Raw genomic sequence first — 24,645 nt, 5'->3', positions numbered from 1 at the left:
GTCACTGAATTATGGTAATATACGTTGATAAGCCAACCGCTCATCGCCCGACAGCAGGTAGATTATACCACAATAGTCAAAGCCATACTTGAGCAGGTTGTGCTGCATAATATGATTGTCCCGATGGGTATCCACACGGATATTCTTGTCACACTTCAGACAGAAGTCCATCACGCTGGCAAAGATGCCGTGAACTTCGGGTCTGCTGGCGATGCGGTGGATCACATGATAGGGCTGCACATCGTCGAGCCATGCGCCATTATATATTTTTAGATAGGTAGGATCGGGCGATGACAAAAAGGCAAAATAGCCCACCACTTGCCCCACGTCCTCAACAACAAAAGCACCATGCAGCTGCATATCCTGAGAGATTACGGCCTCAGAAGGATATCCATCACTCCACTGATGCATATTGCCCGACTGCCTCATGATACCCTTTGCGGCAGCCATCACTTGCATAATCTCTGGTATATCGGTCGGTTTGGCTTCTCTGATTATCCTTTCCATATCTTGGGTGCATACGCGAATCGCGTCGTCGTACGGTTTGCAAAGGTACTAATAATCTGCGACATTGACACATCTGCTTCTGCCAATTAACTTTTATTAGAGGCACACAGCGCCAATAAACAGAAGAAAAGCAGTAACTTTGCAGCCGAAAACATCATCTGGGAATAAAAGAAACAACAAATGAAAAAAATTATTGCATGTTTGCTGGCTATGCTGGGACTTAACACTGCATGGGGACAGCAATTATTCGATGACACTGACGCAGAGGGGTTTGCCCAACTGATAGCCGACTCAACCGTAGTGGTTCTTGACGCAAGAACTGACAACGAATACGCAGAAGGACACATAAAAGGGGCCATCAACATAGACTTTAAGAAAAAAGACTTCATCGCAAAAGCAAAAGCGGCCCTACCCACCGATAAGACTATTGCCATCTATTGTCGCAGTGGCAGACGCTCTGCAGGTGCAGCAAACTTGCTGGCAAACGTGGGTTACAAGCTGGTAAACCTAAAGGGTGGCATCATCGCATGGACTGAAGCCCAGAAGCCTATCGTCATCCCGACCGACGAGAAGTAAGCCTCATCCACAGAAATCGCTCAGAACAATCATTACCACAAACGAGCGGTAAAAAGCTACTATACTTAGCTACGAGCATCTGATTGCCGAATTCCCCGAGGTGGAAAGCGTCAAAAACGACGAACACCACCACGGAGACATCCTATCTGGTCTGATTTAATTTTATATAACTACGGCAGTTCCACTGGTGGCAACCATCAGCATAGAACCATTGGCACCCACTGTCTCATAGTCAATATCAACACCAACGATGGCATTGGCACCAAGAACCTCGGCACGTTGCATCATCTCACGAATTGAGGTATCCTTGGCCTCGGCCAACACCTTCTCGTAGCTACCGGCTCGACCGCCTACTATATCACGGATGCCAGCAAAGAAGTCCTTGAACATATTGGCGCCAATAATTGTTTCACCTGTCACAATGCCTTTGTACTCACGAATGGTGTGACCTTCGATTTGCGGAGTGGTTGATAGTATCATAATCGTATGTTTTTAGATTGTTTACATCTATTAGACGTATAATTAATCCAAATTATTGCATTCAATTGCCAAATATTAACTATCTTTGCGTAAAAATTGGAGAAGTAGTATAATTTTATGGGATACATGAACCGCTTCAAGCAGTCGGACGAAGGACGTCGCGACGAGCTTATTCGCATCATTGAGCACTCTGTAGAGCAACTGACTTTGGCAGAGCTGGAAGCTCTATACTATGACATGACCACCAAATCGTTTATCAACGATAAGTAATGGTGGATAGGGTGCTAATATGAAACCATCTATCTTTCAGCGCCCAGTATGGGCAGCCTTTCTGGCTTTCATCGCTGCTTTCCTGTGGGGATGGGCTTATCCACTCATCAAATTGGGCTTTGAAGAACTGCAGATCACGCCCGATATGACAGGCAGCAAGATGCTGTTTGCCGGCATTCGTTTTTCTATTTCTGGAGCCATCATCCTGTTGGTAGCCAAGATGACTAACAGGTCGTTTCGCCTGAAAGAGATCACCATGGGACATCGGGCCAGCACACACCTATTCCTACTGGTATTCGCGCTGCTCAACACTACCCTCCACTATGCTGCTTTCTATATCGGTTTGTCCCACAGTCAAGGCAGTCGTGCAGCCATTCTCAATTCGCTAAGTGTCTTCACCCTCGTGCTGTTGGCTTGCGCATTTTTCAAAAGCGACAAACTGAACCTACAGAAGGTGATGGGCTGCACTATTGGTTTCAGCGGTATCCTTTCACTGAACCTTGGAGGCGAAGCCAGTGGGTCGTTCACACTGCTGGGCGACGGTATGATTATCCTCAATGCCCTTTGCAGTGCCTTTGCTGCCCTGATGACCAGAGGCGTGGCCAAGCGCATCGATGTGTTTGTAGGCACTGGCTTGAGTCTGGGCATTGGCGGAGCCTTGTTGGTGATACCAGGACTGCTGATGGGTGGCACACTGCCCCACACTACCCTGCTGGGACTGCTCTACTTACTGATGCTCATTGGCATATCTACCATTGGATTCACACTCTACAACAAGCTGCTGACGTGCAATCCCGTGGGCAAGATTGCCATTTGGAACTCGCTGATACCCGTGGTTGGCGCCGTCACATCGTGCCTTTGCCTCAACGAGGAATTCAAATGGAAATATGCGGTTGCAGCTACCCTGACCACAATAGGAATCTATTTGATAAACAAAGGAAAGAAATGAGCGTTTTCTTGGCATTTTCGTTTTTTATGCTTACCTTTGCACTCCACATAACCAAACTTCAAAATTAAACCTATGGCAACAGTTAAACCATTTCGTGGCATTCGTCCACCTAAAGAACTTGTAGAGCAAGTAGAAAGCCGCCCCTACGACGTACTGGATTCTGAAGAAGCACGCGCCGAGGCTGGCGACAACGAGAAGAGCCTCTACCATATCATCAAACCCGAGATTGACTTCCCCGCAGGTACCAGCGAGTACGATCCAAAAGTCTATGAAAAGGCTGCCGAGAACTTCCAAAAGTTCCAGGACAAAGGATGGCTGGTACAAGATGAACAGGAACATTATTATATTTATGCGCAAACCATGAATCCTGATTCTGCCAACAGCAAGACGCAGTACGGACTGGTGGTGTGCGCTCATACCGACGACTACATGGCTGGTCGCATCAAGAAGCACGAGCTGACTAGACGCGACAAAGAGGAAGACCGCATGAAGCATGTCCGCGTGAACAATGCGAACATCGAGCCCGTGTTCTTTGCCTATCCCGACAATGCCGTGCTCAACGAGCTGATCATGCGCTATGCTGCCACTAAGCCAGAATACGACTTCGTGGCTCCTATCGATGGTTTCCGCCATCAGTTCTGGGTGATTAGCGACGAGAAGGATATGCAGACCATCACCGACGAGTTTGCCAAGATGCCTTCTATGTATATTGCCGACGGTCACCATCGTTCAGCTGCAGCTGCCCTGGTTGGACAGGAGAAGCAGAAGCAGAACCCCAACCATCGTGGCGACGAGGAGTACAACTTCTTCATGGCTGTATGCTTCCAGGCTTCGCAGCTCACCATCCTTGACTACAACCGTGTGGTAAAGGATCTCAATGGTCTCACCAGCGAGCAGTTCCTCGCTGCGCTCCAGAAGAACTTCATCGTAGAAGACAAAGGCACAGACATCTACAAGCCCGCAGAAATCCATGAGTTCTCTCTCTATCTGGACGAACATTGGTACAGCCTGAAAGCTAAGGAGGGTACCTACGACAACAACGACCCCATCGGCGTGCTCGACGTAGATATCTCGAGCCGACTGATTCTCGACGAGATTTTGAACATTGGCGACCTACGCTCTTCACAGCGTATCGACTTCGTAGGTGGTCTGCGCGGACTGGGCGAACTGAAACGTCGCGTGGACTCTGGCGAGATGCGTGCAGCATTGGCCCTCTACCCCGTTTCTATGAAACAAATCATGGACATCGCCGACTCTGGCAAGATTATGCCTCCCAAGGCTACATGGTTCGAACCAAAGTTGCGCTCGGGTCTGGTCATCCACAAACTTTCTTAAGTCACTCTTAGATTGTCCTGTATTTCTATGACAGACGAATTCAAGACAATAAAAAATACGAGCGAGGGATTTTACTCTGAAAAGCGGAGCAAATTCCTCGCTTTTGCACATCACGTAGAATCTGTCGATGATGTCAAGGAACTAGTTGCACAATATCGCAAGAAATACTACGATGCTCGCCACGTCTGCTACGCCTACATGTTGGGCGCTGCCAGAGAGGAGTTTCGCGCCAACGACGACGGAGAGCCATCAAGCACTGCCGGAAAGCCTATCCTAGGACAGATAAACTCCAACGAGTTGACCGACATTCTGATTGTGGTGGTCCGCTACTACGGTGGCGTCAATCTAGGCACCAGCGGACTCATTATTGCCTATCGCGAGGCTGCTGCCGATGCGCTTGCCCATGCCGAAGTGGAGACGAAACAGGTGGAAGAGGTCATCACCTACGACTTCCCCTACGTCATGATGAACGATGTGATGCGCATCGTCAAAGACATGCAGCCGCGCATCATCTCGCAGACCTACGAGAACACCTGCCAGATTAAATTGTCCATCCGACAATCTGAGGCCGAACAGTTGCGACAGCGTCTTGCAAAACTTAGCTTCTCATAAACAACAAGAATTTATGGATAACAGTAAAGAACTGTTCCCGCTGGTCGACGAGAACGGAACAGTAATAGGAAAAGCCACCCGTGGCGAGTGCCATAGTGGGACAAAAATGTTGCACCCCGTGGTGCATCTGCATGTGTTCAACTCCAAAGGTGAACTTTACCTGCAGAAAAGACCTGCCTGGAAAGATATTCAACCCAACAAATGGGATACTGCCGTCGGAGGGCATATAGACTACGGTGAAACACCAGAGCAGGCATTGAAGCGTGAAGTCAGCGAAGAACTGGGCATCAACGACTTTATTCCAAAGCGCATCGGACAGTATGTGTTCGAGAGCAGCCGAGAGCGCGAATTAGTATATGTGAACAGCACCACATACGATGGCCCCATCACCCCATCGGCATCCGAGCTAGATGGAGGACGTTTTTGGAGCATCGAAGAAATCGAGAAATCCATAGGAAAAGGCGTCTTAACCCCCAATTTCGAGAGCGAATTTACCCGTTTTCTAAAAAAATAGCACTTTTTTGAAAAAAGTTGGGCAAAACATTTGGCAATAACAAAAAAAGTGCTTACCTTTGCACCCGCAAATAAGGAACAGGGTTCCGTAGCTCAACTGAATAGAGCATCTGACTACGGATCAGAAGGTTGTGGGTTTGAATCCCGCCGGAATCACTTCTTTAGTTTTGCAGTAGTTCAATGGAACGTTGGTTCCGTAGCTCAACTGAATAGAGCATCTGACTACGGATCAGAAGGTTGTGGGTTTGAATCCCGCCGGAATCACAAAGAGAGGTATTAAAATACCTCTCTTTTTTTATTATTAAAAAAATATCATAAAAAGTTGTAGGATACGACAACTTTTTGTATCTTTGCACCCATGAAGCGTAAGATACTTACATATGGTGGCTATTTTGAGGCGTTCATGGCCACTCTGAAAGAGAAGGAGCAAGAGAAGGTCCAATATGGATTACTTCTCTTGAAAACTCAAGATAGGCTGTCGAAGAAGTTCGTGAAGCATATCAGAGATGGTGTCTATGAGTTGAGAACAGAATATGGTGGTAATATCTACCGTGTATTCTTTATCTTTGATGATGGACAGATTGTCGTTCTGTTCAATGGATTTCAGAAGAAGACTCAGAAAACACCAACAAACGAAATAGAAAAGGCAATTAAAATTAAGGAGGCATATTATGCAGACAAACAATCACAAAATCGTTGACTATGACCTCGTGCTTGACGAGAAGTTTGGCAAAGAGGGAACCCCCGAGCGTATACAAGCAGAGGAAGCTGCTTACTCTTTTTATTCTGGTCAGATACTTCAGAATGCCAGAAAAGAGGCAAAGGTAACTCAGGAGGAGTTGGCGCGTCGTACTAACACTACAAAGTCGTACATCTCTAAGATTGAGAACGGAGTCATCGTTCCTAGTGTCGGAGTATTTTATCGAATTATCAATGCTCTTGGATTGAGGGTGGAAGTAGTGAAGCCCCTCTATTAATTCCTGCAATATCTCTCATGCCTATGTCACGTCTATCAAACATTATTGTAATCCTTTTCTTTGTCGCATTATCGGCGCATGCCCAGCTGACGGACTGGCGGAACATTTCGAGCAAGAACTTCGTGATGAAAATCATCCACGACCAGAACTTCCTTTATGTGAAAACAACAGATTCATGTTTGTAATCTAACAGATTACAATTTTCCATGAATGAAATTAAATCTTGTTTTTTTGTATTAAAATCTTTCATGATGGAATATCTAGGAATTGTGTGAATAATATAACAAATTATCTTCCCACTCTTGATGGAGTCTGTTCCACTTCTCGCTGTGGGCACCCAGAGCACCTATTTGGCGCGGGTGTGCCAATGGTAAAACATTGATGGCATGACCATCGATGGTGGCAGTAGTTGCTTTGCCATAACCATACAGTTCAACGTATTCCTGGAGTGATTTATATGGAACGTCTACCACAGAGTTTAAGAACTGCGCGATAGGTATATCACCAAGCAGTACCAGAAGTTTTGCTTGTGACTCTTTCAGTTCTTGAAGAATCTCTTCGCATCGCTTTGCATCACAGAAGACAGTGGGGCGCTCAGGGATTGTGACTTTATTCAGACCATATTGCTCAATCAGCGGATTGTAGCGTTTGGTAATAACCTTGACCTGACCAGAGTTCAGTCGTGTTTCAGGAAGGAGGTCGCAAAGCCATGCATCTTTCCTTGTGTACCCTAAAGTACCAAGGATATGCTCGTCGAGAACTTTTGCAGAAGGGCCATTGAGATGACAGCCTGCAGGCTCCAATGTTCCTGCCTCCTTGGGGATACTGATTTTTGAAATGATTTCCTTTGCCTCCTCGATGTTGCCATCCCAGAAAATGCGTGGCTCACTTGCTACGGCAAGAGCTGTACAAACAGTTTTACCATTTCTCTTCCAACGAGCATGCACGGCACTGGCATACACGCCTAGAACGAAAACTTTCTTGGGTGTGCGGTCTTGCTGTCTCAGTGGGTGGACAACTTGACCGAAGGGATATTGATTTTGTATTGTCATAGTATTCTTAGTCCATCGATACAGGGCATAGCCCACGAAGAATATCAGCACACCTAACAGTCGGTACATCCACGGATTGTTAAGGTTGTAACCAACTTGAAAGCGGATTCTTGTTCCATTTTCAATCTCTGGACTTTTTAATCTTTTTAGAGTTACCAATCATCATTTTTCTTTTCCTTGGCAGGGAACTCGGGGTAATTTTTGTTAAGATATAACATAATGTCGCCAACTGTCAATATGAGTTTGAAATTACAGTTTATATAAGCTTGAGCATAGGTACTTTGATTAGAAGAATCCGTGTATGGGTAAACATCTCTTGGTAACGTTAAAACATTTTTGGCTCCACCAACACTGCCCTGAGCCAAGGTGTAGTGTCTGACTTTGGCGGTAACTCTAATTCTGTCTGCTTTGGTCTCGATGGTTACGTAGGAAATGCCATGAATAACAACAGCTTTAAAAGCTCCCATCACTTGCCCGACATTCATGAAGTATCCTGTATATTCTGCTGTACTGTCGGTTTCACTGATAGTCGATCTTTCGTAGTTTTTAAAGTTTGTCTTCGCCCATCTACGAATTATTTCCATGAGTCTGGTTTTGTCTAAGGTGTCCTTTGCATGGAACACGTACTGATATTCTATCTCTCCATCGTCATTCATGTGATTAAGTTTCATCAGCATCTGACAACGTTTCTTGTTGCTTCCTTTTGTTGTTTTGTTGTATTCCTGAATATCAGCTTTAAATTCAGGGCAAGTAAAAAAATCATTTTCTTTTTGTGCACTAATTGCAGATGAAATAAAAAAAAGTGTGAATAGTAATAGAATCTGTTTCATGTTCATTAATTTTCAATTATCTTACTTTGATTATACCGCCACAAATTAAGCCGATAATACCGAGAGGGATTAGCAAACCACTTTCGTAAATAACAAATAAGGCAACTATACATGCGGCTAAAATAGCTATGGCTTTCAGTGTCTCTGATTTATTTCTTTTTTTTCTGCAAGCTCATCGATGGTAGATGATTGGACTGATGAGCTCTCAGCATACAGTTGACTCATATCATGCTGACGCGGACGTCGAATCTTCCTCTGACGAGGACTGGTAGACATAGCCTGTTTGGTTTCTGGCAATTCTTTTTTATTATCGCGAGAATTCTTTATTTTATTAGAGAGATCTTTGTTTTTCTTTTTTAGTTCTTCGTTTTTACTACGAAGTTCATCTATCTCTGCTTGCATCTGTGCGAACGATGATGCATTATTAGAATCGGAATTATATAATTCTGATTCGTTAGTCTTGGGAATACTATAAGGAATATCTCGATTATGTTGTTCCATAAATATCATATTTAATTTGCTTACAAAGATACAAAATCTATCTTATTGTTAATGAACGTAAAGTTGTATATTAAGATTATTTAAAAGACAGTTCGATTTAACGCTTATTATGTCATAGAAATAGCAAGGTCATTATTTCCGATGGAATAAGGGAAATAGAGGCCTTAACATTAGTTTTTTGCCTAAATTTTGAGAAAAATGACTTTATTATGTCCGGCAATGAAAATCCGTTGATTATACCTTTGCAGAGTATTAAATTTTTAATTTTATGATTATATTTATTTGTATTGATTTAGAGGAGCTGATAACCGTTTTTCAAATAGGTATATCACTCTACTTAATGACTCGACGTAAGAGTTGATTTCAACATTATTAAAAAAATCCTCCATACATTCAATGTAGGAGGAATTTTTTAAAACCAATAGGCGGATGACTTTTTTTGTTCTCGAAGATTTTTGGTTTATACAGCTCTGCAACAGTTGAACTATGCCAAGTAGGAAAAACATCTGGATGTTCACGGATTATGGTGACTAGGTCGCAGTAGCATTGATTGTTTACTTGGATGTCAGAGAGTAGCTGGAGTTCGTAGGACTGCAGGGAGTGGATGATTTCCAAAAAAATAATTCGAAAGTTAGTGCTGCAAAGATACAAAAAGTTTGTTATACATCACTTATTACTGATATATTTTTTGTTTCGTTAGAATCAGACGGTACCTGTGCCTCCTACTCTGTGATGTAGCGCTAACAAATTTGCTCTTATAAGTCACCTTAATTATTACGTAAAACTCTGCTCTACGTGATAATCCTTTCGATTTTTATAGCGGTATCCTAGTCAGTCATAATATTCTATTTTCAGCAGCTCACTCACATTGAAATCGTCATGAAAACCATCGTCGTATTTGTAGACGATACGAAGGCCACGATACGTCGATGGCACCTTCAGCGTGTCCAACAGGTGCCACTTGGGACGCCCGAAGTCGTACGACTCTCTATCTAGGATAATGCGGTTTGATACAAAGTCGAAAGCGTAGTAGCCACCACCAATGCACTGGTCGCCTGGCTTCAGTAGTTGCCTGTGCTGGTCAACCATTCCCAGACGGAAAACGCCGTCCATTGTGATAATAAACTTTGGGAGATTCATTCAATTCATTATTTTATATTTTTCTTGAATATGGCGGGGTTGCCAGCTACGAGTGTTCTGGGAGCCACGTCATTTGTCACCACAGAACCTGCAGCTATAACGGCACCATCGCCAATTGTTACTCCTGGTAAGATGGTGGAATGACCACCAATCCAAACATCGTTTCCTATGGTAATAGGGCTACCATAAACATCAAGAACGCGATCTTCCGGCTCCAGTCGGTGTCCTGCGGTAAAGATACCAACATCTGGGCCTATCAGACAGTTGTCTCCAATACGTATTTCCGCCAGGTCAAGCATTGTACAATTATAGTCGGCATGGAAGTTATCACCCACATGAATATTCTGTCCGAAATCACAATGGAAATTATCGCCCACAAAGGGAGCGCTTCCTACAGATCCAAATAGCTCACGAATGAGTGTTTCTTTATCTTTGAAGTCCGCCAGTGTCATGCTGTTCATCTGTTTGACTGTTGCCGAAGCCTTTGCCATTATCATCTGCACCTCCGGGCTTATGTCTGTGCGACTATACCATTTCTTTTCCATACTTTATCTGATAATTTTTGCTTTCTGAAGGTTATCGAAGTCGTCCCAGAAGTTCTCCTGTTCGGGAGTGGTGAAACCATCGTTCTCTATCTCCTTCAAGATGGCATCCAGCAACTGTGCTTTGGAGATGTTCAGGCTTGGGGCTACGTCGATGGGGTAAGTGAGGATGTCACCCAACGAGCCTACGTGGCAGTTTGTAACGGCAATGTCACCGTTTGCAACGTTTACCTGAATATGGCGGGTTGTGCCATATTCGGGTATCGTGTTACAGAGCTTCTGGTATAGTGGATTGTCGCTATACTGTTCAGAATCTACAGAGTTGATGAGTTCGCGGAGTGTCATAGCAGCCCTGATACGATATCACCATGACGATGCTCGTCATTCTTTACGCTTTCAACCTCGGGGAAGTCGGCAATCAGATGCTCATAGGCTACGGCTGCGTCGTATTCCCCTTTTGCGATGATTTTGTATAGTTGCTTCTTGCCCAACAGATAATAGAGTATGGGCATGATGCGGGCCATCGTCTTCTTTGGTTTCAATACCTGCTTTGTATAGGCATGGAACACGCTTGCGTGCCTGCCTTCATCCTTTGCTAACTGCAGGAACGCCTCACGTTCCTTATCCGTCTTGACCACCTTAGCCAGACGCTGATACATCAGTACGGCATTAAGTTCGCCCTGCTGACTACGTAGTAATTCTTTTAATTGTTCTTGTGTCATTATTCTGTTATAACTCTAATTTCCAACCATTATCCCCGTGATAGATCATCTGGCGTGTCATTCCACCGTCGATGCAGCGGCCTATGCCCTGAGCACCTCCAGCCACAACGACTACCTTATTCGTGAAATATCCCATTGTATTTTATCCTCTAAATACTAAAGTATTGTAATTATCGCGACAAAGATACAAAATTATAGGGAATTTTGACTAACTTTGCAATAGCATTTAAGAAGAATTGTGATAGATATGTTAGAACACATCGCAGATTTTACGGCTTGGCCGATATTGACGGGAATATGTATTGGCTATGTTGCCAACCGCATTATGAGCGGTGAGGGCAAGGGATGCTGCATGAACTTCGTTGTAGGCATCGTAGGCAGTTATGCAGGTACTTTCATCAGTCATTTGCTGAACATCGAACTGTTTGGCAAGGGTTATCTTTCCAACTTTGTGTTCTGTGTGGCAGGGGCCGTAACTGTATTGTGGATTTGGAAGAAACTGTTTGATTGAGTATGCTGACGATTGATACAACCAACATGTGCTCACATCTGCAGAAGAAACTGTTTGAAGATGATGGCATCTATCATCCTCTGTGGATGGCCATGCAGGATGATGCTGAGCTGACAGCTGTAGTCCGCTCCCGACAGCTTCATATCTACCGCAATGGTAAGAAGGTGCTTGTGCTGGCAGGGAAGGCTACTCCAAAGATTATCAGAGAAGATAAACTCTGCGAAATGGCATTATAATATGGACTTTATCTTGAAACAAAACTTAAGTTATAAGAACATTCATATTGGCGCAATAGCTACTTTTTATATAATAGCCTTATTGGTGCGCTTGATATCATTGCATGTTGCCGACAAATGTCCTGCAATTGAAACGAACTATGCATTTCAAGTTTCTGCAGCGCTTGTCACGGGGCTTGGTCCCGCCCTTGGAGCATTGGTGGCTATGTTCCTTTTCAAACGTAAAACGGAATATACCCTCATAGGCAAGTCTGCCTGGAAATCCATTACGACTATAGTTATACCATGCATTGTTTTTGGCATTATTGGCGGATGGAACCTCGGCGTGACATGTTTTTGGGCATTTGCTTATGGGCTTTTGGAAGAATATGGTTGGCGAGGATTTTTGCAATATGAACTCAGGAATTTGCCTGTGTGGCAGTATGTACTGATCATCACGGTGATGTGGTTCCTGTGGCATCTGGATTTGAATCAGCGAAGTGTCTTGACATTCTTCCCACTTCTACTCTTCGCTTCATGGGGAATAGGAAAGGTGGCAACTGATACTCATTCGCTGCTTTTCTGTGCAGCTTTTCATGGCATCGTCAACTTCTCGAAACACGGGTTGCTTTCCGATACCCCCTATTTCGTAGCATTCATCGGCATCATAGCATTTTGGATTATTACATGGTATTTTGTTGATATTACCCCTAAACAGCACTGATTCTATTAGCTCAAATAGCCCTTATATATTTCATCTATGCTTAGAGACTTCATCGCAATCGACTTTGAAACGGCCAATCAGGAGCCGTCGAGTGTCTGCTCAGTAGGAGTAATCATGGTGCGTGAAGGGCAGATAGTTGACTCGTTCTACAGTCTGATTCAGCCTGAGCCAAACTACTATAATTATTGGTGTCAGCGGGTGCATGGTATTTCACAAGACGACACAGACGATGCGCCAGTATTTTCCAAAGTATGGCAGCAGTTGGAGGAGCGTATTGTCGAAGTGTATTATTCTGATCAAGAAATTGACGACATAAGATACCAGATTGCCACCATTCCTTTCGTGGCTCACAATGCCCGCTTCGATGAAGGTTGTCTGAAAGCTGTGTTCAAGGTGTACCAGATGGACTATCCTGATTATCGTTTCTACGATACTCTGACTGCTTCCCGTAGACAATTTGGCCAATCACTGCCCAATCACCAGCTTCAAACCGTAGCATCTGCCTGTGGTTATGACCTACAGAACCATCACCATGCCTTGGCCGATGCAGAAGCCTGTGCCGCAATAGCATTATATCTATTGTAAAACACCAATGTTTAAAGGAGTTTAAGGAATTGTCAGCATAGTTTATCGTAGTTTAAAATTTGTGCCATACAGACCCGTTCCGAGTGCCAATCTGTCAATCGGCACGAAAGTTGTACTATGTCTGGTGAAAGCTAGAGCGAAAGCCGAGGCGATCAAGAACAAATAAGTTAAACTAAAAGTATAATTAGGAGGTATTGATTATGTTACCAGTAATGTTTCAGAACAGTTGGATGCCAACAGTATTTGAGGATTTCTTTAACAATGATTGGATGCCTCGTGCCAACAGTACAGCACCCGCAGTCAATGTCAAGGAGAACGACAAGAGTTACATCATGGAACTTGCTGCTCCAGGCATCAAGAAAGAATATTGCCGCGTAGGCATCAATGACGAGGGCAACCTCACCATCGCCATTGAGAACAAACAGGAACACAAGCATGAGGACAGTCACCGTCACTACTTGCGCCGTGAGTTCAGCTATTCTAACTACGAGCAGAACTACACACTGCCAGACGATGTGGTCCGCGACAAGATTTCTGCCAAGGTAGAGGACGGCATTCTGACCATCACGATGCCAAAGTCCGAACCGAAAGAGAAGGTTACAAAGGCCATTGATGTCTCGTAAACAGTTCATCTTGTTAAATAGTAAAACCCTGACTTGCTTTGCAGGCCAGGGCCTTTTGTATGTATATGTGTCCAAGATTAATATCTCCTGAACACATATCCATCTGTGAAGTAATAATCATCGATGAAGAGATCACGCGCATAAGCCTCGTAATCGAAGTACGAAGCCAGATGGCCCATCATATCATCCAGATTGTAGCACACATCAATGATGTGCTCAGCGAAATCCTTTTCAGATTCCCATTTACCCATGTAGCGCTCCTTGAAGCTTTCTATGCTTTCATTGCCGAAAGCATCTGAGAACGCTTCGAAGGCTTCCCTGTCATCATCATCCAAATCAGCAAACTCCATGATTTTATCAAATCTTTCTTCATCGATACCACTTTCTGAATATGTAAATAGTAATTGAAAAGTATACCACCATAATAATCGAAAAGGGTACCACGTAGACTAGAGTTTTACGTTATATATATGGTAGCTCAGAAGAGCGCTGTAATTGTTGTGTGGCTGAAGGTGCACCAATGAATAAGGGTGATTTCTTCAAGGAAGATTGAAACTAATAGAATAAGAAACGGCGGCCCACACGACCTGCCGTTTCTTACATTAGCTCCAACTCGATGGCCATGCGTCGGTCGTTATACCTGAGGTCCCAGATACATTCTTGCGTCCCTTCGGTAGCAAGCGGCGAAGCCGAGCGCACCCAGAGAACGGCGTTCACTACTGTTCGGATTTCGTCCTGTGAGCGCCAGATTGCGTCGTAGTCAGTCATAATATTCTATTTTCAGCAGCTCACTCACATTGAGATCGTCATGAAAACCATCGTCGTACTTGTAGACGATACGAAGGCCGCGATACGTCGATGGCACCTTCAGCGTGTCCAACAGGTGCCACTTAGGACGTCCGAAGTCGTACGACTCTCTATCTAGGATAATGCGGTTTGATACAAAGTCGAAAGCGTAGTAGCCACCACCAATACACTGGTCGCCTGGCTTCAGTAGGTGCTTGTGCTGGTCAACCATTCCCAGACGGAAAACGCCGTCCATTGTGATGATGAATTTGGGTAGTAGCATACTTTTAATCTGTTACCACTTCATTGAAATGTTCCTTGCCCCAAGCTATCAGAGCCGTAAGTGCTGGCATCAGCGATTTGCCTGTCTCTGTCAGGGAATACTCCACTCGAGGTGGAACCTCCGGATAGACCTCACGATGAACAAGGTGACTCTGCTCCAGGTTCTTCAGTGTCTGCGAGAGCATCTTCTGAGAACAATCCGTCATCAGACGGCGGATCTCATTGAAGCGCAATACACCCGTCTCGCTAGTGTGAAGCATATAGAGCACCAGCATGGACCACTTGTCACCAAAACGACTCACTACTTGCCTGATAGGACAGGCTAAATACTCAGCTTTGATATCTGCCATAATTCATGATTTTAATGCAAAAGTAACCAATAGTTACTGAATTACCAAATTACACTTAGTTAATCTAAGTTAACGCTACATTCACGGGAGTCCGATAACATCCTAATTCCTACTTTTTGGTAACTATGGTACCAAAAAGTGCCTTCTTGTGGGATTGAAAAACTTGCCGTACCTTTGCGGTGCAATTCGAGATAATTGCACCGCGAGGACAGGCTGCACCTCAGCATAAAGCAAGCTTTCTGCATTCGGTTTGCACTGTCCTTGCACCTAGTAAATAATATTTTAAACGAATAAGAATTATGAAACAGATTGAGACAATTAAGAGTGGTAAGAATTACAGCGCAGTAAGTGTAGGTAAGATGAGTGAGATTATCGAGCACGTGCTTCCGATGGGCCCCAATGTAACCATTCAAGGTAAGGTGTTCGCAGGTCAGGCCGTAGGTGCTACAGGCAGCGAACTGAGTTTCCAGACACTCGTTCCTGGTCAGGATAGCGGTTTCCTGCACACCCACAAGACTCACGAGGAACTTTACATTATCCTGAAGGGCGAAGGCCAGTATCAGGTGGATGGTGAGATTTTCCCTGTCAGCGAGGGTACCATTATACGTGTGGCTCCCGATGGTAAGCGTGCGCTGAAGAACACAGGTAGCGAGAACCTGACTATGCTCTGCATCCAGTACAAGGCCAATGCCTTCACTGAGGCTGACAGCCCCATGACCGATGGAACTATCCTGCAGGAAGAACTGAAATGGTAATTGAGATGTTCGACAAAGCTATTCAGTTTCTGAAAGACCACAAAGAGATTGCCCTTGCAACCAGCGAGGGCAATCTGCCAAAGTTACGCATCTTTCAAATTATGAAGCAGGAAGGGCATGTGCTTTACTTTGCCACTTCTGCCAAGAAAGCCGTTTGGCACGAGTTACGCCAGAATACCAATGTTGAAATACTGGCCTATGAAGGTAATATCTCTGTTCGGTGTTCAGGGATGGTGAACTTTAATGTGGATGATGATGTAGAGCGGTGGATCTACGAGCATAACGATGTGCTTTCACGACTCTATACGAGCTATGACCAGATGGAATACTTTTGTCTGCCAATAGCAGAGATGGACTATTATGATTTGTCTCCAACACCACCGGTATTTCAGCATTTTGACCTCATTGCAGGCGAAGTTTGCGATTCAGCGAGAGAATTGCCAAACATGTTTGAGCAATCCCGAGCGTAAGCAAACTCGACCGAAGGTCAAGTTGGACAAGGCTTCGTTGGTGAAAGATTCCAGAAAAAATGATTAGCTTAAGGCTATGGGGTCATGAAAATTATCTGATAATCTTTGCTTTCTGAAGATCGTCGAAGCCATTCCAAAAGTCCTGCTGTTCTGGAGCGCTGAAACCGTCTGCTGACAGCTCCTTTAGGATAGCGTCCAGCAGTTGTTTCTTGGAGACGTTCAGGTTCGGGTCAACATTGATACTATAGGTGAGGATGTCGCCCAAAGAACTGACGTGAACGCCCGAAACGATGATGTTCCCATCGGCCTCGGCCACCTGAATATGACGATTTGTGCCATATTCGGGCTTGGTCTGGCTGAGCTGCATGAATAGCGGGGAGTCGTTATATTGCTCAGTATTGGCGGATTGAAGTAAATCTTTTAGCGACATTAGCTTGTTATTTCGCTGCAAAAGTACGAAAAATCGGTCATAATTATGTGTTTTTGATCCAACAATACTTATATTCAGTAAAGAGAATGTCCCACCTCACACATATAACCTTTTCACTCGGAAACCAAAGATGTAAGAAGTTGTGCAACATTTTTTGCTATGCAAACGCCCTAAGATTCTCCAAATATTACAATAATTTGATAATATCCGACCAACGTGTGGTGGGGTTCGGACTCTTGAAGTCATGCTTGATGGCGTTGGCGAAAACGTTAGCCTTTCCTTTGCCATCTTTTCGGGTGTATTGCTGGGCACCGATAACGATAGTCTCAGAGCCGTTTAGACGATTGATGCGGTCGATGACCTCGTCGAGGCGGCGCATCTTTTCGATTTGTTCGGCGTTGACGTCGAACAGGTCTTGCTGGATGGGGCTGTCAGGGCCAATGCCCATGACAATTACACCGGCTTTCTTGTATTGATAGCCTTGGCGGTAGATTTTCTGCAGTACATCGCAAGCTGCACCTACAATGGGAATGGTGCTATTGGTGGGAGAAACGAGCCGAGTTTCCTTGAAGTTCCAGTATTGGGCAAGGTCTTCACGGAATGCGTTCGTATTTACGAAAACGCCAACAGTCGAAGCCACGGTGTTCTGAAGGCGCAACTTCTCAGCACAACGTGCGGCATAGTTTGAAACATGCGTGCGCAGCGTGTCAAAGTCTGATATCATGCCGTTAAACGAGCGACTGGTGCAGATGGACTTTTTCTTAGCCAATTCCTCGTTGGGAACAGCATCCTCACCGTTGAGTTCCTGCCAGGTGCGCACGATGTTGATGTTGTTGAAGGTGAGCTGCACCCAGTCCTTGTGGTGCAGAGCAAAGTCGTAGGCGGTCTTGCAGCCAAGTGCCTGAAGCTTTGCCGCATAGCGTCGGCCGATACCCCAAACGTCCTCGACAGGAAACAGTTTCAGCGCCTTGATACGTTTCTCGTCTGTATCTATCATGCAGCAATGGTGGTAGCCCTCATACTTTTTGGCGAACTTCGAGGCTATCTTAGCCAACGTCTTGTTCGGAGCCAAACCGATACTAATAGGCATACCCACCTCGCGTTTCACCCGTTTATGCAGATGCTCGCCCCACTGTTGCAGATGATCGGATGCAATGCCATCAAGATACATAAAGCACTCGTCGATGGAGTAACGGAAATAAGCGGGTGTCTCCTTGCGGATAATACTGATGACACGGGCAGTCAGTTCGCCGTACAACTCATAGTTGCTACTGAAGACTGCTATTTTATTATTAGGAAACTGTTGTTCCAACTGAAAATACGGTGTGCCCTCCTTCACGCCCATGGCCTTGGCCTCGTTGGATCGTGCCACGACACAACCATCGTTGTTCGAGAGAACCACGACAGGAACGCCCTTCAGGTCGGGCCTAAAGACACGCTCGCACGAGACATAACAATTATCGAGGTCAGCAATGCCGTACATAGTGATGTAAGATGTAAGAAGGATGATGTCAGATGTTAGAACGTCTCGAATGTGCGGATCAGGTGGATAACGGTGCCCCAGACCTCGAAATTATCACCGGCTTCAACTTTGAATACGGGATAGTTGGGATTGGCAGGTCGGAGTTCGATGTAGCCATCAGACTTGTGGGTTAGGTCGAGATACTTCATCGTAAACTCGCCGTTCCAGAAGGCTACAACGATAGAGCCGTTGCGCGGCTCTACGGCCTTGTCGATGATGACACGGTCGCCATCAAAGATGCCAGCGTCCTTCATCGAGTCGCCCTCTACATCCCCATAGAATGATGCTTCAGGGTGGCGGATATAGTCGCGATTGAAGTCCAACGTCTCATGGATGTAGTCTTCTGCAGGCGAAGGGAATCCCGCCTTGATGCCCGCATGCTCCAGCTCCAATTTGGTTTTAAATACACCTCTTTTTATCTTGATGTTACCCATCTCAAAATATTAAATATTCTCAATTATTTGTGCAAAGTTACTCATAAATCATCATAAATCTTCAGAATTTCCTATTTTTGCAACAAAGTTTAATAATATAGACCGTAAAGAAGTAGTTTATATGCGAATAAAAAATGTAACTATGCTTTGCCTCGCCATGATGCTCGTGGCTTGTGGACAGCAGACAAAACAAAATGAAACGTCAATGGAGTTTACAGACCAAGTAAAAGAGGCTTTTGCCAACAATGGTTGCATAGCGTTGGATAGCCTTCAGTGGACAAGAAAGCCTAAGGCTTTTGAGGTGAAGAGTGATACTGTCATTATCACCACAACCCCCAAGACTGACCTATGGCAGCGCACCTACTATCATTTTCAGAATGACAATGCCCCTGTGCTACAGATGAAAACCCGCGAGAAGTTTTTCAGCTTTGTGGTCAAGACCGACTTTACGGAAAGTCATCATCGTTTTGATCAGTGCGGTGTCGTGATGTACCTTGACTCTGAAAACTGGCTGAAGGGCTCTGTGGAATATGAGAATGACGAGTACCAGCACTTGGGCAGCGTAGTAACCAATAAGGGGTACAGCGATTGGGCGACTCAGGCAATTCCTGCTGATGTGAAAACAATGTGGTATCGCTTTTCACGCCGTGAAGATGATTACTGCATCGAGTGTTCAACCGACGGTGTGACTTTCAGTCAGATGCGCATCTGCCACATGTATGCCGGTGCTGACGAAATCAGTTTCGGTGTTTATGCCTGCTCGCCAGAGGAGTCCTCGTTTACGGCAAAGTTCACCGACATGAAGATAACTGAGTGTGCATGGAAAGCCCACGATGGTCAACAACCAGACAAGTAAGTTCCAAATTGGTGGGAAGCATGAATATAGAAGACTATCGTGAATATTGCCTTTCATTAGGTCCTGATATAGAAGAAAAATTGCCTTTCAAGAGATTTAAAAACGGCGAAGGTGTACTGGTGTTTTACGTTATGGGACATATGTTCTCTTTCTTTGATTGTAATGATTTCTCAGTTATCTCATTGAAATGCCAGCCAGAGCGCATTGAAGACTTGAAGGCACAGTATGACTGCATTGGCGATCCACACAATGAATCGCCTAAGCATTGGATTGGCATCAATCCAAAAACTGCGCCCAACCATTTGCTGAAGGAGCTGACTCGCAACTCCTATGAGATTGTAAAAATGAAGTATATGAAAGTCAAGAAGTAATAGAATGACAGTTGATACAAGCAATATGTGTTCGCACTTGCAGCGGAAGCTGTTTGAGAAAGATGGAATCTACCATCCGCTGTGGCTGGCCATACAGGATGATGCAGAGGTGACAGCTACAGTTCGTTCACGTCAGCTTCATATCTATCGCAATGGTAAGAAAGTGTTGGTGCTGGCTGGTAAGGCTGCACCAAAAGTTATCAGAGATGATAATCTCTGCAAAATGCTTCAGCAATGACATTGACCTACGTTTTTCACAGTTGTTTCGTACTTGAAACGGAAAAATCCATCCTGATATTTGACTATTGGATGGATTTGAAAGGCATTGTCCCATCATTTCTGAAAAAAGACAAGCCCATCTATGTGTTCTCCAGTCATTTTCACGAAGACCACTTCAATTCTACAATCTTTGAATGGAGAAAACAACATGAGGGCATCACCTATATACTATCCAAGGATATCTATAAGCATCGGAGAGCCCAAAAGGAAGATGCCGATGTATGGATGGCCAAGGGCGGCACATGGGCAGACGGTACTTTGTCCGTATGGGCATTAGGCAGCACAGACAGCGGCGTGTCGTGGATTGTAGAGACAGACGGTAAACGCATCTTCCATGCTGGCGACCTAAACAATTGGTATGCGAGATTCCTGTCAGAAGCAAAACCAGGCGAAACCATCTACAGTGAGGAGTTTAACGAAGATATAGCCCCAATAGCCCATGAGAAGCAATATCTTGGCGAACTGAAGGATATTCGAAAGATTGCGGATCGTTTCGACATAGTGATGTTCCCTGTTGACGGGCGTATCGGCAATGGCTATACCCTTGGTGGCCGACAATTTATTGACCGCTTAAAGGTTGGCCTTTTTGTACCCATGCACTTCGTGGCCAGTGGTTTTAAATCTGCTTGGCGTATGAAGGAGTTTACAGATGAAAAAGAAATACCATTCTGGGAAATCAGCAGAGAGGGTGATACAATTGAGGTCTGATCACTCGTCAAAGGCATAGTACACAAAGGATGTCTGCCACATCACCTACAAAGAATGAAATTAAGTCTAAGAGAACAATCTCTGAGGACGTTGAAACAGAAATAAGAAGAGAAATTTGTACAATAGAAAAAAGATGTATATATTTGCAAAGTATTACTATTAACAAACATAAAATAAAGGAGAATATCATTATGGAATTCATGAAAAGATTCGATTTGAATTTTGTATGTAGAGTGTTTGAATGGCTTTCTATCATAGTCTTTTGCCTCGGTATTATTATCTCGCTAGTTATGGCAATTATTTCTACTATATATGGTAATTCTGCAACTTTTTTCGGGACATTAATTGCCGGAACCATCTATTCCTTCTTATCTGCAATATTTTTTCTATTTATATCTCGTATTGGAGATGCAATAGATGATATAAGAAACAAAATCTGCTTCACAGACGATGCAACGGAATAAATTACTACCTTTGCACACATCATCACGACACTTCAAAAAAAATGATAGAGATTGGACTTAAACATACAAGTGAAATGACGGTTACCGATGCCGTTACTGCTAGTTACATAGGATCTGGAGATATGCCTGTATTGGCAACTCCAGCTATGATGGCATTGATGGAAAATGCAGCTATGCTTGCAGTCGCTAAAGAACTAGCAGAAGGTAGCACCACTGTTGGCGGGCATATAGAATCGTCACACATTAGACCTTCGAAGATAGGCGACAAGATAACGGCAACAGCAGAAGTAACCAACATAGATGGAAAGAAGATATTCTTCAAAGTGAGCGCATACTTTGAAGACGTATTGCTAGGTGAAGGTACACACCTAAGATTTATCGTTGACAGAGGAAAATTCATGGCTAAACTTTAACAACATGGCAAAAGAGAAAAGTAAAGCCCAATACATACAGGCCAACAAGGATTGGCTGGAAGCAAAAGCCAAAGAGGATGGTGTAAAGGCGATACCTAAGGGTATTTATTACAAGGTACTGAGTGAGGGTATCAAGGACAGTGCAAGACCAACGGTTCGCAGCATTATCACAGCACATTATACAGGCTGGACCATTGACGGCAAACAATTTGACAGCAGTCGTGATAGTGTGCCATTGGCTTGCCGCTTGTGTGACCTGATCGAAGGTTGGATTATCGCCATGCAGCAGATGCACATTGGTGATAAATGGGAGATTTATATCCCTGCCGAGATGGGCTATGGCAAGTTTTCGCAGCCTGGTATTCCTGGCGGTTCCACACTTATCTTTGAAATTGAGCTCGTAGGCATTGCATGAATCTCCCTAAGTTCATTATGCCTACACCCCAAATTCTGAATAATATGAATAGAACATTAGTCGCTATTCAATCGTTTAATTCTAATTACCACCGCGCTGCCTTACCAACTCAATAGCCTCTTTACCTGTCAGGTGCTCAATGTCCATACGGATGGCCAGCATATGTGCGAGGCCGCTTTCTAGTTCTTTCTGCAAGGCGTCGTCATGGTTGGGATTAAAGCGATTACCCATCAGATGCATGATGGTTCGTTTCTCGGCTTCATCCTCTACAATTTCAATTCTGCCAAAGGCTATCACACTACGAAAGTAGGTGGTGTACTTCTCTGGTCTCACATCGTCCTGTTCTATAACACAAAAAGAGGCTTTGTTGCATCTGCGGATGGCATCCACTTTATGGCCAGCCATAGCGCTGTGGAAGTATAATTTGCCGTTGTCATAGACATAGCTGATGGGCACGGCATAGGGATAGTCATTATCGCCCAACAAGGCTAATGTGCCAGAAGTAGCCTTCTGCAGAACGGCGATGCTGTCTGCGTCAGTCAGTTGCTGACGCTTTCGTCTCATTTCTCGGAACTCACTCATAACGGGTATTGTGATGGCGTTTGTTGTTATCAGAACCTAATTTTTGTGCAAAGGTAGTAAATATTATGCAGAATACCGTCGTTTACAATCAACAATCAATGGGGCATGACAAACTTTCTGCCAATGTTTAAGGGAGTTTAAAGAATTGTCAGCATAGTTTAAGCGAGTTTAAAATCCGTGCCAGTTTGGCAAGTATGCCAGCGTCTCTGCCCCGCCCTGCTACCACGGGCACATGCTTTGCACTATCACAGATGAAAGCCAAAGCGAAAGCCGAGGCGATCAAGAACAAATAAGTTAAACTAAAAGTATAATTAGGAGGTATTGATTATGTTACCAGTAATGTTTCAGAACAGTTGGATGCCAACAGTATTTGAGGATTTCTTGAACAATGATTGGATGCCTCGTGCCAACAGTACAGCACCCGCAGTCAATGTCAAGGAGAACGACAAGAGCTACATCATGGAACTTGCAGCTCCAGGCATAAAGAAAGAATATTGCCGTGTAGGGATCAACGATGAAGGCAACCTCACCATCGCCATTGAGAACAAGCAAGAGCACAAGCACGAAGATAGTCACCGCCACTATCTGCGTCGCGAGTTCAGCTACTCTAACTATGAACAGAGTTACGCGCTGCCTGATGACGTGGTCCGCGATAAAATATCTGCCAAAGTGGAGGATGGCATCTTGACCATCACGATGCCGAAGACCGAACCGAAGGAGAAAGTGACTAAAGCCATTGAGGTTTCATAATGTTGATAGTTCCAAATTAATAATATATCCCTGACTTACATTATAAAAGTCAGGGATATTTTTTTTAGATAGCAACAATAATAGCAAAGGAACAGATAAGAAAATCCCAGACCTGCAGAAGTACAAGTCTGGGATTATTATATCGAGCGACTCACGCTGATAGAAACGGAATACTTGTTTCTTGCGTGATTACTTGTTTACCTGGAACTTTGTGTCGCCATCCTTGAAGAAAGCGTTGATCTGCTTAGCAGCAGCGATACCAGCATTGATGTTGGCCTCGGCCGTCTGTGCTCCCATTTTCTTAGGTGTCGAGAAGTAGCGACCCTCGAACTTCAGGAACTCATCGTTGGCATCGGGCATGATATCGGTAACAAACTTAAGGTCCTCACGCTCAGCCATCAACTTGATGAGCTCTGGCTCGTTGATCACCTCCTTGCGGGCCGTGTTAACCAGCACGCCGCCCTTCTTCATCTTGCCTACCAATGCTGCATTGATACTCTGCTTGGTCTCGGGGGTAGCAGGGATATGGAGTGAAACGACATCACAGGTCTCGAACAGAGCCTCCTGATTAGCTACGGCATGTACGCCAGCAGCCTCGATCACGTCAGCAGGACAGAAAGCATCGTAGGCATAGACCTCCATACCAAAGCCCTTGGCGATACGAGCCACATTGCGACCTACGTTGCCAAAAGCCAAGATACCCAACTTCTTGCCCAGCAGCTCGCTGCCACTCTTACCATTGTAGAAACCGCGTACAGCCATCACGAGGAGACCGAACACCAGCTCTGCAACAGCATTTGAGTTCTGACCAGGTGTATTCTCTGCCACTACATTGTGGGCAGTGGCTGCAGCCAGGTCGATGTTGTCGTAGCCAGCACCTGCACGAACTACAATCTTCAACTGCTTAGCAGCATCAAGCACCTCTGCATCTACCTTATCCGAACGGATAATCAGCGCATCGGCATCGGCTACTGCAGCCAGCAGCTGAGCCTTTTCTGTATATTTCTCGAGCAGCACCAGCTCATTGCCGGCTGCTTCAATCTCTGCCTTAATACCATTGACAGCAGCTGCTGCAAATGGTTTCTCTGTTGCAACTAAAACTTTCATTTTATTT

Annotated in this window: 39 protein-coding genes, 2 tRNA genes and 2 pseudogenes; 24 read left to right on the top strand and 19 right to left on the bottom strand. The window is 44.7% G+C overall.

Features of this window, described 5'->3' with window-relative positions; translation table 11 throughout:
• Positions 1–9: 9 nt before the first annotated feature.
• Positions 10–507, bottom strand: a complete 498-nt coding sequence (locus T496_RS0105365) for a GNAT family acetyltransferase (RefSeq protein ID WP_044110667.1) — start codon at positions 505–507, stop codon at positions 10–12.
• Positions 508–687: 180 nt separating this feature from the next.
• Here T496_RS0105365 and T496_RS0105360 point away from each other — a divergent pair, with 180 nt between their 5' ends.
• A complete protein-coding gene (locus tag T496_RS0105360) occupies positions 688–1,083 on the top strand; it encodes a rhodanese-like domain-containing protein (RefSeq protein ID WP_027449833.1) in 396 nt (131 codons plus the stop codon).
• Between the two features lie 162 nt (positions 1,084–1,245).
• Here the strand turns inward: T496_RS0105360 and T496_RS0105355 are convergent, their stop codons facing one another.
• Positions 1,246–1,563, bottom strand: a complete 318-nt coding sequence (locus T496_RS0105355) for a heavy metal-binding domain-containing protein (RefSeq protein WP_027449832.1) — start codon at positions 1,561–1,563, stop codon at positions 1,246–1,248.
• Positions 1,564–1,680: 117 nt separating this feature from the next.
• Between T496_RS0105355 and T496_RS14875 the strand changes: the two genes are divergently transcribed.
• From T496_RS14875 to T496_RS0105310, 9 genes are all read left to right on the top strand, one after another.
• Positions 1,681–1,833 (top strand): hypothetical protein, encoded by a 153-nt coding sequence (locus T496_RS14875; protein WP_155808458.1) that lies wholly within the window; start codon positions 1,681–1,683, stop codon positions 1,831–1,833.
• Positions 1,834–1,852: 19 nt separating this feature from the next.
• Complete coding sequence (locus tag T496_RS0105345; RefSeq protein WP_027449831.1) at positions 1,853–2,782, top strand: DMT family transporter; 930 nt, start codon at positions 1,853–1,855, stop codon at positions 2,780–2,782.
• A 72-nt stretch (positions 2,783–2,854) separates the two neighbouring features.
• On the top strand, positions 2,855–4,117 hold the full coding sequence (locus tag T496_RS0105340; RefSeq protein WP_027449830.1) for a DUF1015 domain-containing protein: 1,263 nt from the start codon (positions 2,855–2,857) through the stop codon (positions 4,115–4,117).
• Positions 4,118–4,144: 27 nt separating this feature from the next.
• On the top strand, positions 4,145–4,729 hold the full coding sequence (locus tag T496_RS0105335; protein ID WP_027449829.1) for an IMPACT family protein: 585 nt from the start codon (positions 4,145–4,147) through the stop codon (positions 4,727–4,729).
• Positions 4,730–4,742: 13 nt separating this feature from the next.
• Positions 4,743–5,243 (top strand): NUDIX hydrolase, encoded by a 501-nt coding sequence (locus T496_RS0105330; RefSeq protein WP_027449828.1) that lies wholly within the window; start codon positions 4,743–4,745, stop codon positions 5,241–5,243.
• Between the two features lie 81 nt (positions 5,244–5,324).
• A tRNA-Arg gene (locus T496_RS0105325) sits at positions 5,325–5,398 on the top strand.
• A 34-nt stretch (positions 5,399–5,432) separates the two neighbouring features.
• Positions 5,433–5,506: transfer RNA gene (locus T496_RS0105320), tRNA-Arg, on the top strand.
• 94 nt (positions 5,507–5,600) lie between these two features.
• Entirely contained in the window at positions 5,601–5,942 is a 342-nt protein-coding gene (locus T496_RS0105315) for a type II toxin-antitoxin system RelE/ParE family toxin (RefSeq protein ID WP_027449827.1), read from the top strand.
• A complete protein-coding gene (locus T496_RS0105310) occupies positions 5,914–6,219 on the top strand; it encodes a helix-turn-helix domain-containing protein (protein ID WP_027449826.1) in 306 nt (101 codons plus the stop codon). The genes T496_RS0105315 and T496_RS0105310 overlap by 29 nt, the downstream gene beginning before the upstream one ends.
• Positions 6,220–6,479: 260 nt before the next feature.
• Here the strand turns inward: T496_RS0105310 and T496_RS15105 are convergent, their stop codons facing one another.
• The 9 genes and pseudogenes from T496_RS15105 to T496_RS15305 all read right to left on the bottom strand — a co-directional run bounded on the left by T496_RS15105 (position 6,480) and on the right by T496_RS15305 (position 11,142).
• Entirely contained in the window at positions 6,480–7,340 is an 861-nt protein-coding gene (locus tag T496_RS15105; protein ID WP_197018932.1) for a hypothetical protein, read from the bottom strand.
• Between the two features lie 83 nt (positions 7,341–7,423).
• Positions 7,424–8,101 (bottom strand): hypothetical protein, encoded by a 678-nt coding sequence (locus T496_RS0105300; RefSeq protein WP_155808672.1) that lies wholly within the window; start codon positions 8,099–8,101, stop codon positions 7,424–7,426.
• Between the two features lie 135 nt (positions 8,102–8,236).
• Positions 8,237–8,602 carry a hypothetical protein gene (locus tag T496_RS0105295; protein WP_155808669.1) on the bottom strand — a complete coding sequence of 122 codons (366 nt, stop codon included), beginning with the start codon at positions 8,600–8,602 and terminating at the stop codon, positions 8,237–8,239.
• An 831-nt stretch (positions 8,603–9,433) separates the two neighbouring features.
• Positions 9,434–9,715 carry a hypothetical protein gene (locus T496_RS14385; RefSeq protein ID WP_052342088.1) on the bottom strand — a complete coding sequence of 94 codons (282 nt, stop codon included), beginning with the start codon at positions 9,713–9,715 and terminating at the stop codon, positions 9,434–9,436.
• 59 nt (positions 9,716–9,774) lie between these two features.
• Positions 9,775–9,912, bottom strand: a pseudogene (locus tag T496_RS15375) (DapH/DapD/GlmU-related protein); the annotation flags it as partial.
• A 66-nt stretch (positions 9,913–9,978) separates the two neighbouring features.
• A pseudogene (locus T496_RS15370) lies at positions 9,979–10,041 on the bottom strand (hypothetical protein); the annotation flags it as partial.
• A gap of 249 nt (positions 10,042–10,290) precedes the next feature.
• On the bottom strand, positions 10,291–10,629 hold the full coding sequence (locus T496_RS0105275; RefSeq protein ID WP_027449821.1) for a hypothetical protein: 339 nt from the start codon (positions 10,627–10,629) through the stop codon (positions 10,291–10,293).
• Positions 10,626–11,006, bottom strand: a complete 381-nt coding sequence (locus tag T496_RS0105270; RefSeq protein ID WP_044110665.1) for a ferritin family protein — start codon at positions 11,004–11,006, stop codon at positions 10,626–10,628. The genes T496_RS0105275 and T496_RS0105270 overlap by 4 nt, the downstream gene beginning before the upstream one ends.
• 7 nt (positions 11,007–11,013) lie before the next feature.
• Entirely contained in the window at positions 11,014–11,142 is a 129-nt protein-coding gene (locus T496_RS15305) for a hypothetical protein (RefSeq protein WP_262499090.1), read from the bottom strand.
• Between the two features lie 111 nt (positions 11,143–11,253).
• On the opposite strand from T496_RS15305, the gene T496_RS0105265 reads away from it, so the two are divergent.
• From T496_RS0105265 to T496_RS0105245, 5 genes are all read left to right on the top strand, one after another.
• Positions 11,254–11,517 (top strand): GlsB/YeaQ/YmgE family stress response membrane protein, encoded by a 264-nt coding sequence (locus T496_RS0105265; protein WP_027449819.1) that lies wholly within the window; start codon positions 11,254–11,256, stop codon positions 11,515–11,517.
• Between the two features lie 5 nt (positions 11,518–11,522).
• Positions 11,523–11,753 carry a CBS domain-containing protein gene (locus tag T496_RS0105260; protein WP_027449818.1) on the top strand — a complete coding sequence of 77 codons (231 nt, stop codon included), beginning with the start codon at positions 11,523–11,525 and terminating at the stop codon, positions 11,751–11,753.
• Between the two features lies 1 nt (position 11,754).
• Positions 11,755–12,456, top strand: coding sequence for a CPBP family intramembrane glutamic endopeptidase (locus T496_RS13535; protein ID WP_052342087.1), 702 nt, complete (start codon positions 11,755–11,757; stop codon positions 12,454–12,456).
• 36 nt (positions 12,457–12,492) lie between these two features.
• Complete coding sequence (locus tag T496_RS0105250; protein ID WP_044110662.1) at positions 12,493–13,041, top strand: exonuclease domain-containing protein; 549 nt, start codon at positions 12,493–12,495, stop codon at positions 13,039–13,041.
• 212 nt (positions 13,042–13,253) lie between these two features.
• Positions 13,254–13,664: an Hsp20/alpha crystallin family protein gene (locus T496_RS0105245; RefSeq protein ID WP_231478009.1), complete on the top strand. Its 411-nt coding sequence runs from the start codon at positions 13,254–13,256 to the stop codon at positions 13,662–13,664.
• Positions 13,665–13,741: 77 nt separating this feature from the next.
• On the opposite strand, the gene T496_RS13530 is transcribed toward T496_RS0105245, so the two are convergent.
• The 3 genes from T496_RS13530 to T496_RS0105225 form a co-directional block, all read right to left on the bottom strand.
• The gene (locus T496_RS13530; RefSeq protein ID WP_262499093.1) at positions 13,742–14,041 is read right to left on the bottom strand and encodes an antirestriction protein ArdA; all 300 of its coding nucleotides are present in this window, start codon (positions 14,039–14,041) and stop codon (positions 13,742–13,744) included.
• Positions 14,042–14,424: 383 nt separating this feature from the next.
• Positions 14,425–14,733, bottom strand: a complete 309-nt coding sequence (locus T496_RS13525) for a hypothetical protein (RefSeq protein WP_044109648.1) — start codon at positions 14,731–14,733, stop codon at positions 14,425–14,427.
• A 4-nt stretch (positions 14,734–14,737) separates the two neighbouring features.
• Entirely contained in the window at positions 14,738–15,082 is a 345-nt protein-coding gene (locus tag T496_RS0105225) for a winged helix-turn-helix transcriptional regulator (protein ID WP_027449815.1), read from the bottom strand.
• Positions 15,083–15,381: 299 nt separating this feature from the next.
• On the opposite strand from T496_RS0105225, the gene T496_RS0105220 reads away from it, so the two are divergent.
• Positions 15,382–15,837 carry a cupin domain-containing protein gene (locus tag T496_RS0105220; RefSeq protein WP_027449814.1) on the top strand — a complete coding sequence of 152 codons (456 nt, stop codon included), beginning with the start codon at positions 15,382–15,384 and terminating at the stop codon, positions 15,835–15,837.
• Complete coding sequence (locus T496_RS13520) at positions 15,831–16,307, top strand: pyridoxamine 5'-phosphate oxidase family protein (protein ID WP_044109650.1); 477 nt, start codon at positions 15,831–15,833, stop codon at positions 16,305–16,307. Before T496_RS0105220 ends, T496_RS13520 begins: the two co-directional genes overlap by 7 nt.
• Positions 16,308–16,398: 91 nt before the next feature.
• Here the strand turns inward: T496_RS13520 and T496_RS0105210 are convergent, their stop codons facing one another.
• The 3 genes from T496_RS0105210 to T496_RS0105200 all read right to left on the bottom strand — a co-directional run bounded on the left by T496_RS0105210 (position 16,399) and on the right by T496_RS0105200 (position 18,693).
• A complete protein-coding gene (locus T496_RS0105210) occupies positions 16,399–16,737 on the bottom strand; it encodes a hypothetical protein (RefSeq protein WP_155808663.1) in 339 nt (112 codons plus the stop codon).
• Between the two features lie 187 nt (positions 16,738–16,924).
• On the bottom strand, positions 16,925–18,220 hold the full coding sequence (locus T496_RS0105205; protein ID WP_027449812.1) for a Y-family DNA polymerase: 1,296 nt from the start codon (positions 18,218–18,220) through the stop codon (positions 16,925–16,927).
• A 35-nt stretch (positions 18,221–18,255) separates the two neighbouring features.
• Complete coding sequence (locus T496_RS0105200) at positions 18,256–18,693, bottom strand: LexA family protein (protein ID WP_027449811.1); 438 nt, start codon at positions 18,691–18,693, stop codon at positions 18,256–18,258.
• A gap of 121 nt (positions 18,694–18,814) precedes the next feature.
• Between T496_RS0105200 and T496_RS0105195 the strand changes: the two genes are divergently transcribed.
• The 6 genes from T496_RS0105195 (at position 18,815) to T496_RS0105165 (ending at position 22,199) form a co-directional block, all read left to right on the top strand.
• Entirely contained in the window at positions 18,815–19,549 is a 735-nt protein-coding gene (locus T496_RS0105195) for a DUF1349 domain-containing protein (RefSeq protein WP_231478008.1), read from the top strand.
• Positions 19,550–19,569: 20 nt separating this feature from the next.
• A complete protein-coding gene (locus T496_RS0105190; RefSeq protein ID WP_027449809.1) occupies positions 19,570–19,920 on the top strand; it encodes an MmcQ/YjbR family DNA-binding protein in 351 nt (116 codons plus the stop codon).
• 4 nt (positions 19,921–19,924) lie between these two features.
• Positions 19,925–20,158, top strand: a complete 234-nt coding sequence (locus T496_RS0105185) for a hypothetical protein (RefSeq protein WP_027449808.1) — start codon at positions 19,925–19,927, stop codon at positions 20,156–20,158.
• On the top strand, positions 20,155–20,907 hold the full coding sequence (locus tag T496_RS0105180) for an MBL fold metallo-hydrolase (RefSeq protein ID WP_027449807.1): 753 nt from the start codon (positions 20,155–20,157) through the stop codon (positions 20,905–20,907). Before T496_RS0105185 ends, T496_RS0105180 begins: the two co-directional genes overlap by 4 nt.
• A 505-nt stretch (positions 20,908–21,412) precedes the next feature.
• Positions 21,413–21,784 carry a thioesterase family protein gene (locus T496_RS0105170; protein ID WP_027449805.1) on the top strand — a complete coding sequence of 124 codons (372 nt, stop codon included), beginning with the start codon at positions 21,413–21,415 and terminating at the stop codon, positions 21,782–21,784.
• Between the two features lie 4 nt (positions 21,785–21,788).
• The gene (locus tag T496_RS0105165; protein WP_027449804.1) at positions 21,789–22,199 is read left to right on the top strand and encodes an FKBP-type peptidyl-prolyl cis-trans isomerase; all 411 of its coding nucleotides are present in this window, start codon (positions 21,789–21,791) and stop codon (positions 22,197–22,199) included.
• 81 nt (positions 22,200–22,280) lie between these two features.
• Here T496_RS0105165 and T496_RS0105160 read toward each other — a convergent pair whose 3' ends face one another.
• Complete coding sequence (locus T496_RS0105160) at positions 22,281–22,781, bottom strand: NimIJ family nitroimidazole resistance protein (protein WP_027449803.1); 501 nt, start codon at positions 22,779–22,781, stop codon at positions 22,281–22,283.
• A gap of 339 nt (positions 22,782–23,120) precedes the next feature.
• Between T496_RS0105160 and T496_RS0105155 the strand changes: the two genes are divergently transcribed.
• A complete protein-coding gene (locus tag T496_RS0105155) occupies positions 23,121–23,531 on the top strand; it encodes an Hsp20/alpha crystallin family protein (RefSeq protein ID WP_231478007.1) in 411 nt (136 codons plus the stop codon).
• A gap of 189 nt (positions 23,532–23,720) precedes the next feature.
• Here the strand turns inward: T496_RS0105155 and T496_RS0105150 are convergent, their stop codons facing one another.
• Positions 23,721–24,638 (bottom strand): NAD(P)-dependent oxidoreductase, encoded by a 918-nt coding sequence (locus T496_RS0105150; protein ID WP_027449801.1) that lies wholly within the window; start codon positions 24,636–24,638, stop codon positions 23,721–23,723.
• Between the last annotated feature and the right edge of the window lie 7 nt (positions 24,639–24,645).

Source organism: Xylanibacter brevis P6B11, from assembly GCF_000621825.1.
Taxonomy (GTDB): Bacteria; Bacteroidota; Bacteroidia; order Bacteroidales; family Bacteroidaceae; genus Prevotella; species Prevotella brevis.
Note: the sequence above shows the minus strand (reverse complement) of the source record. Positions and strands in the feature narration are given on the sequence as shown.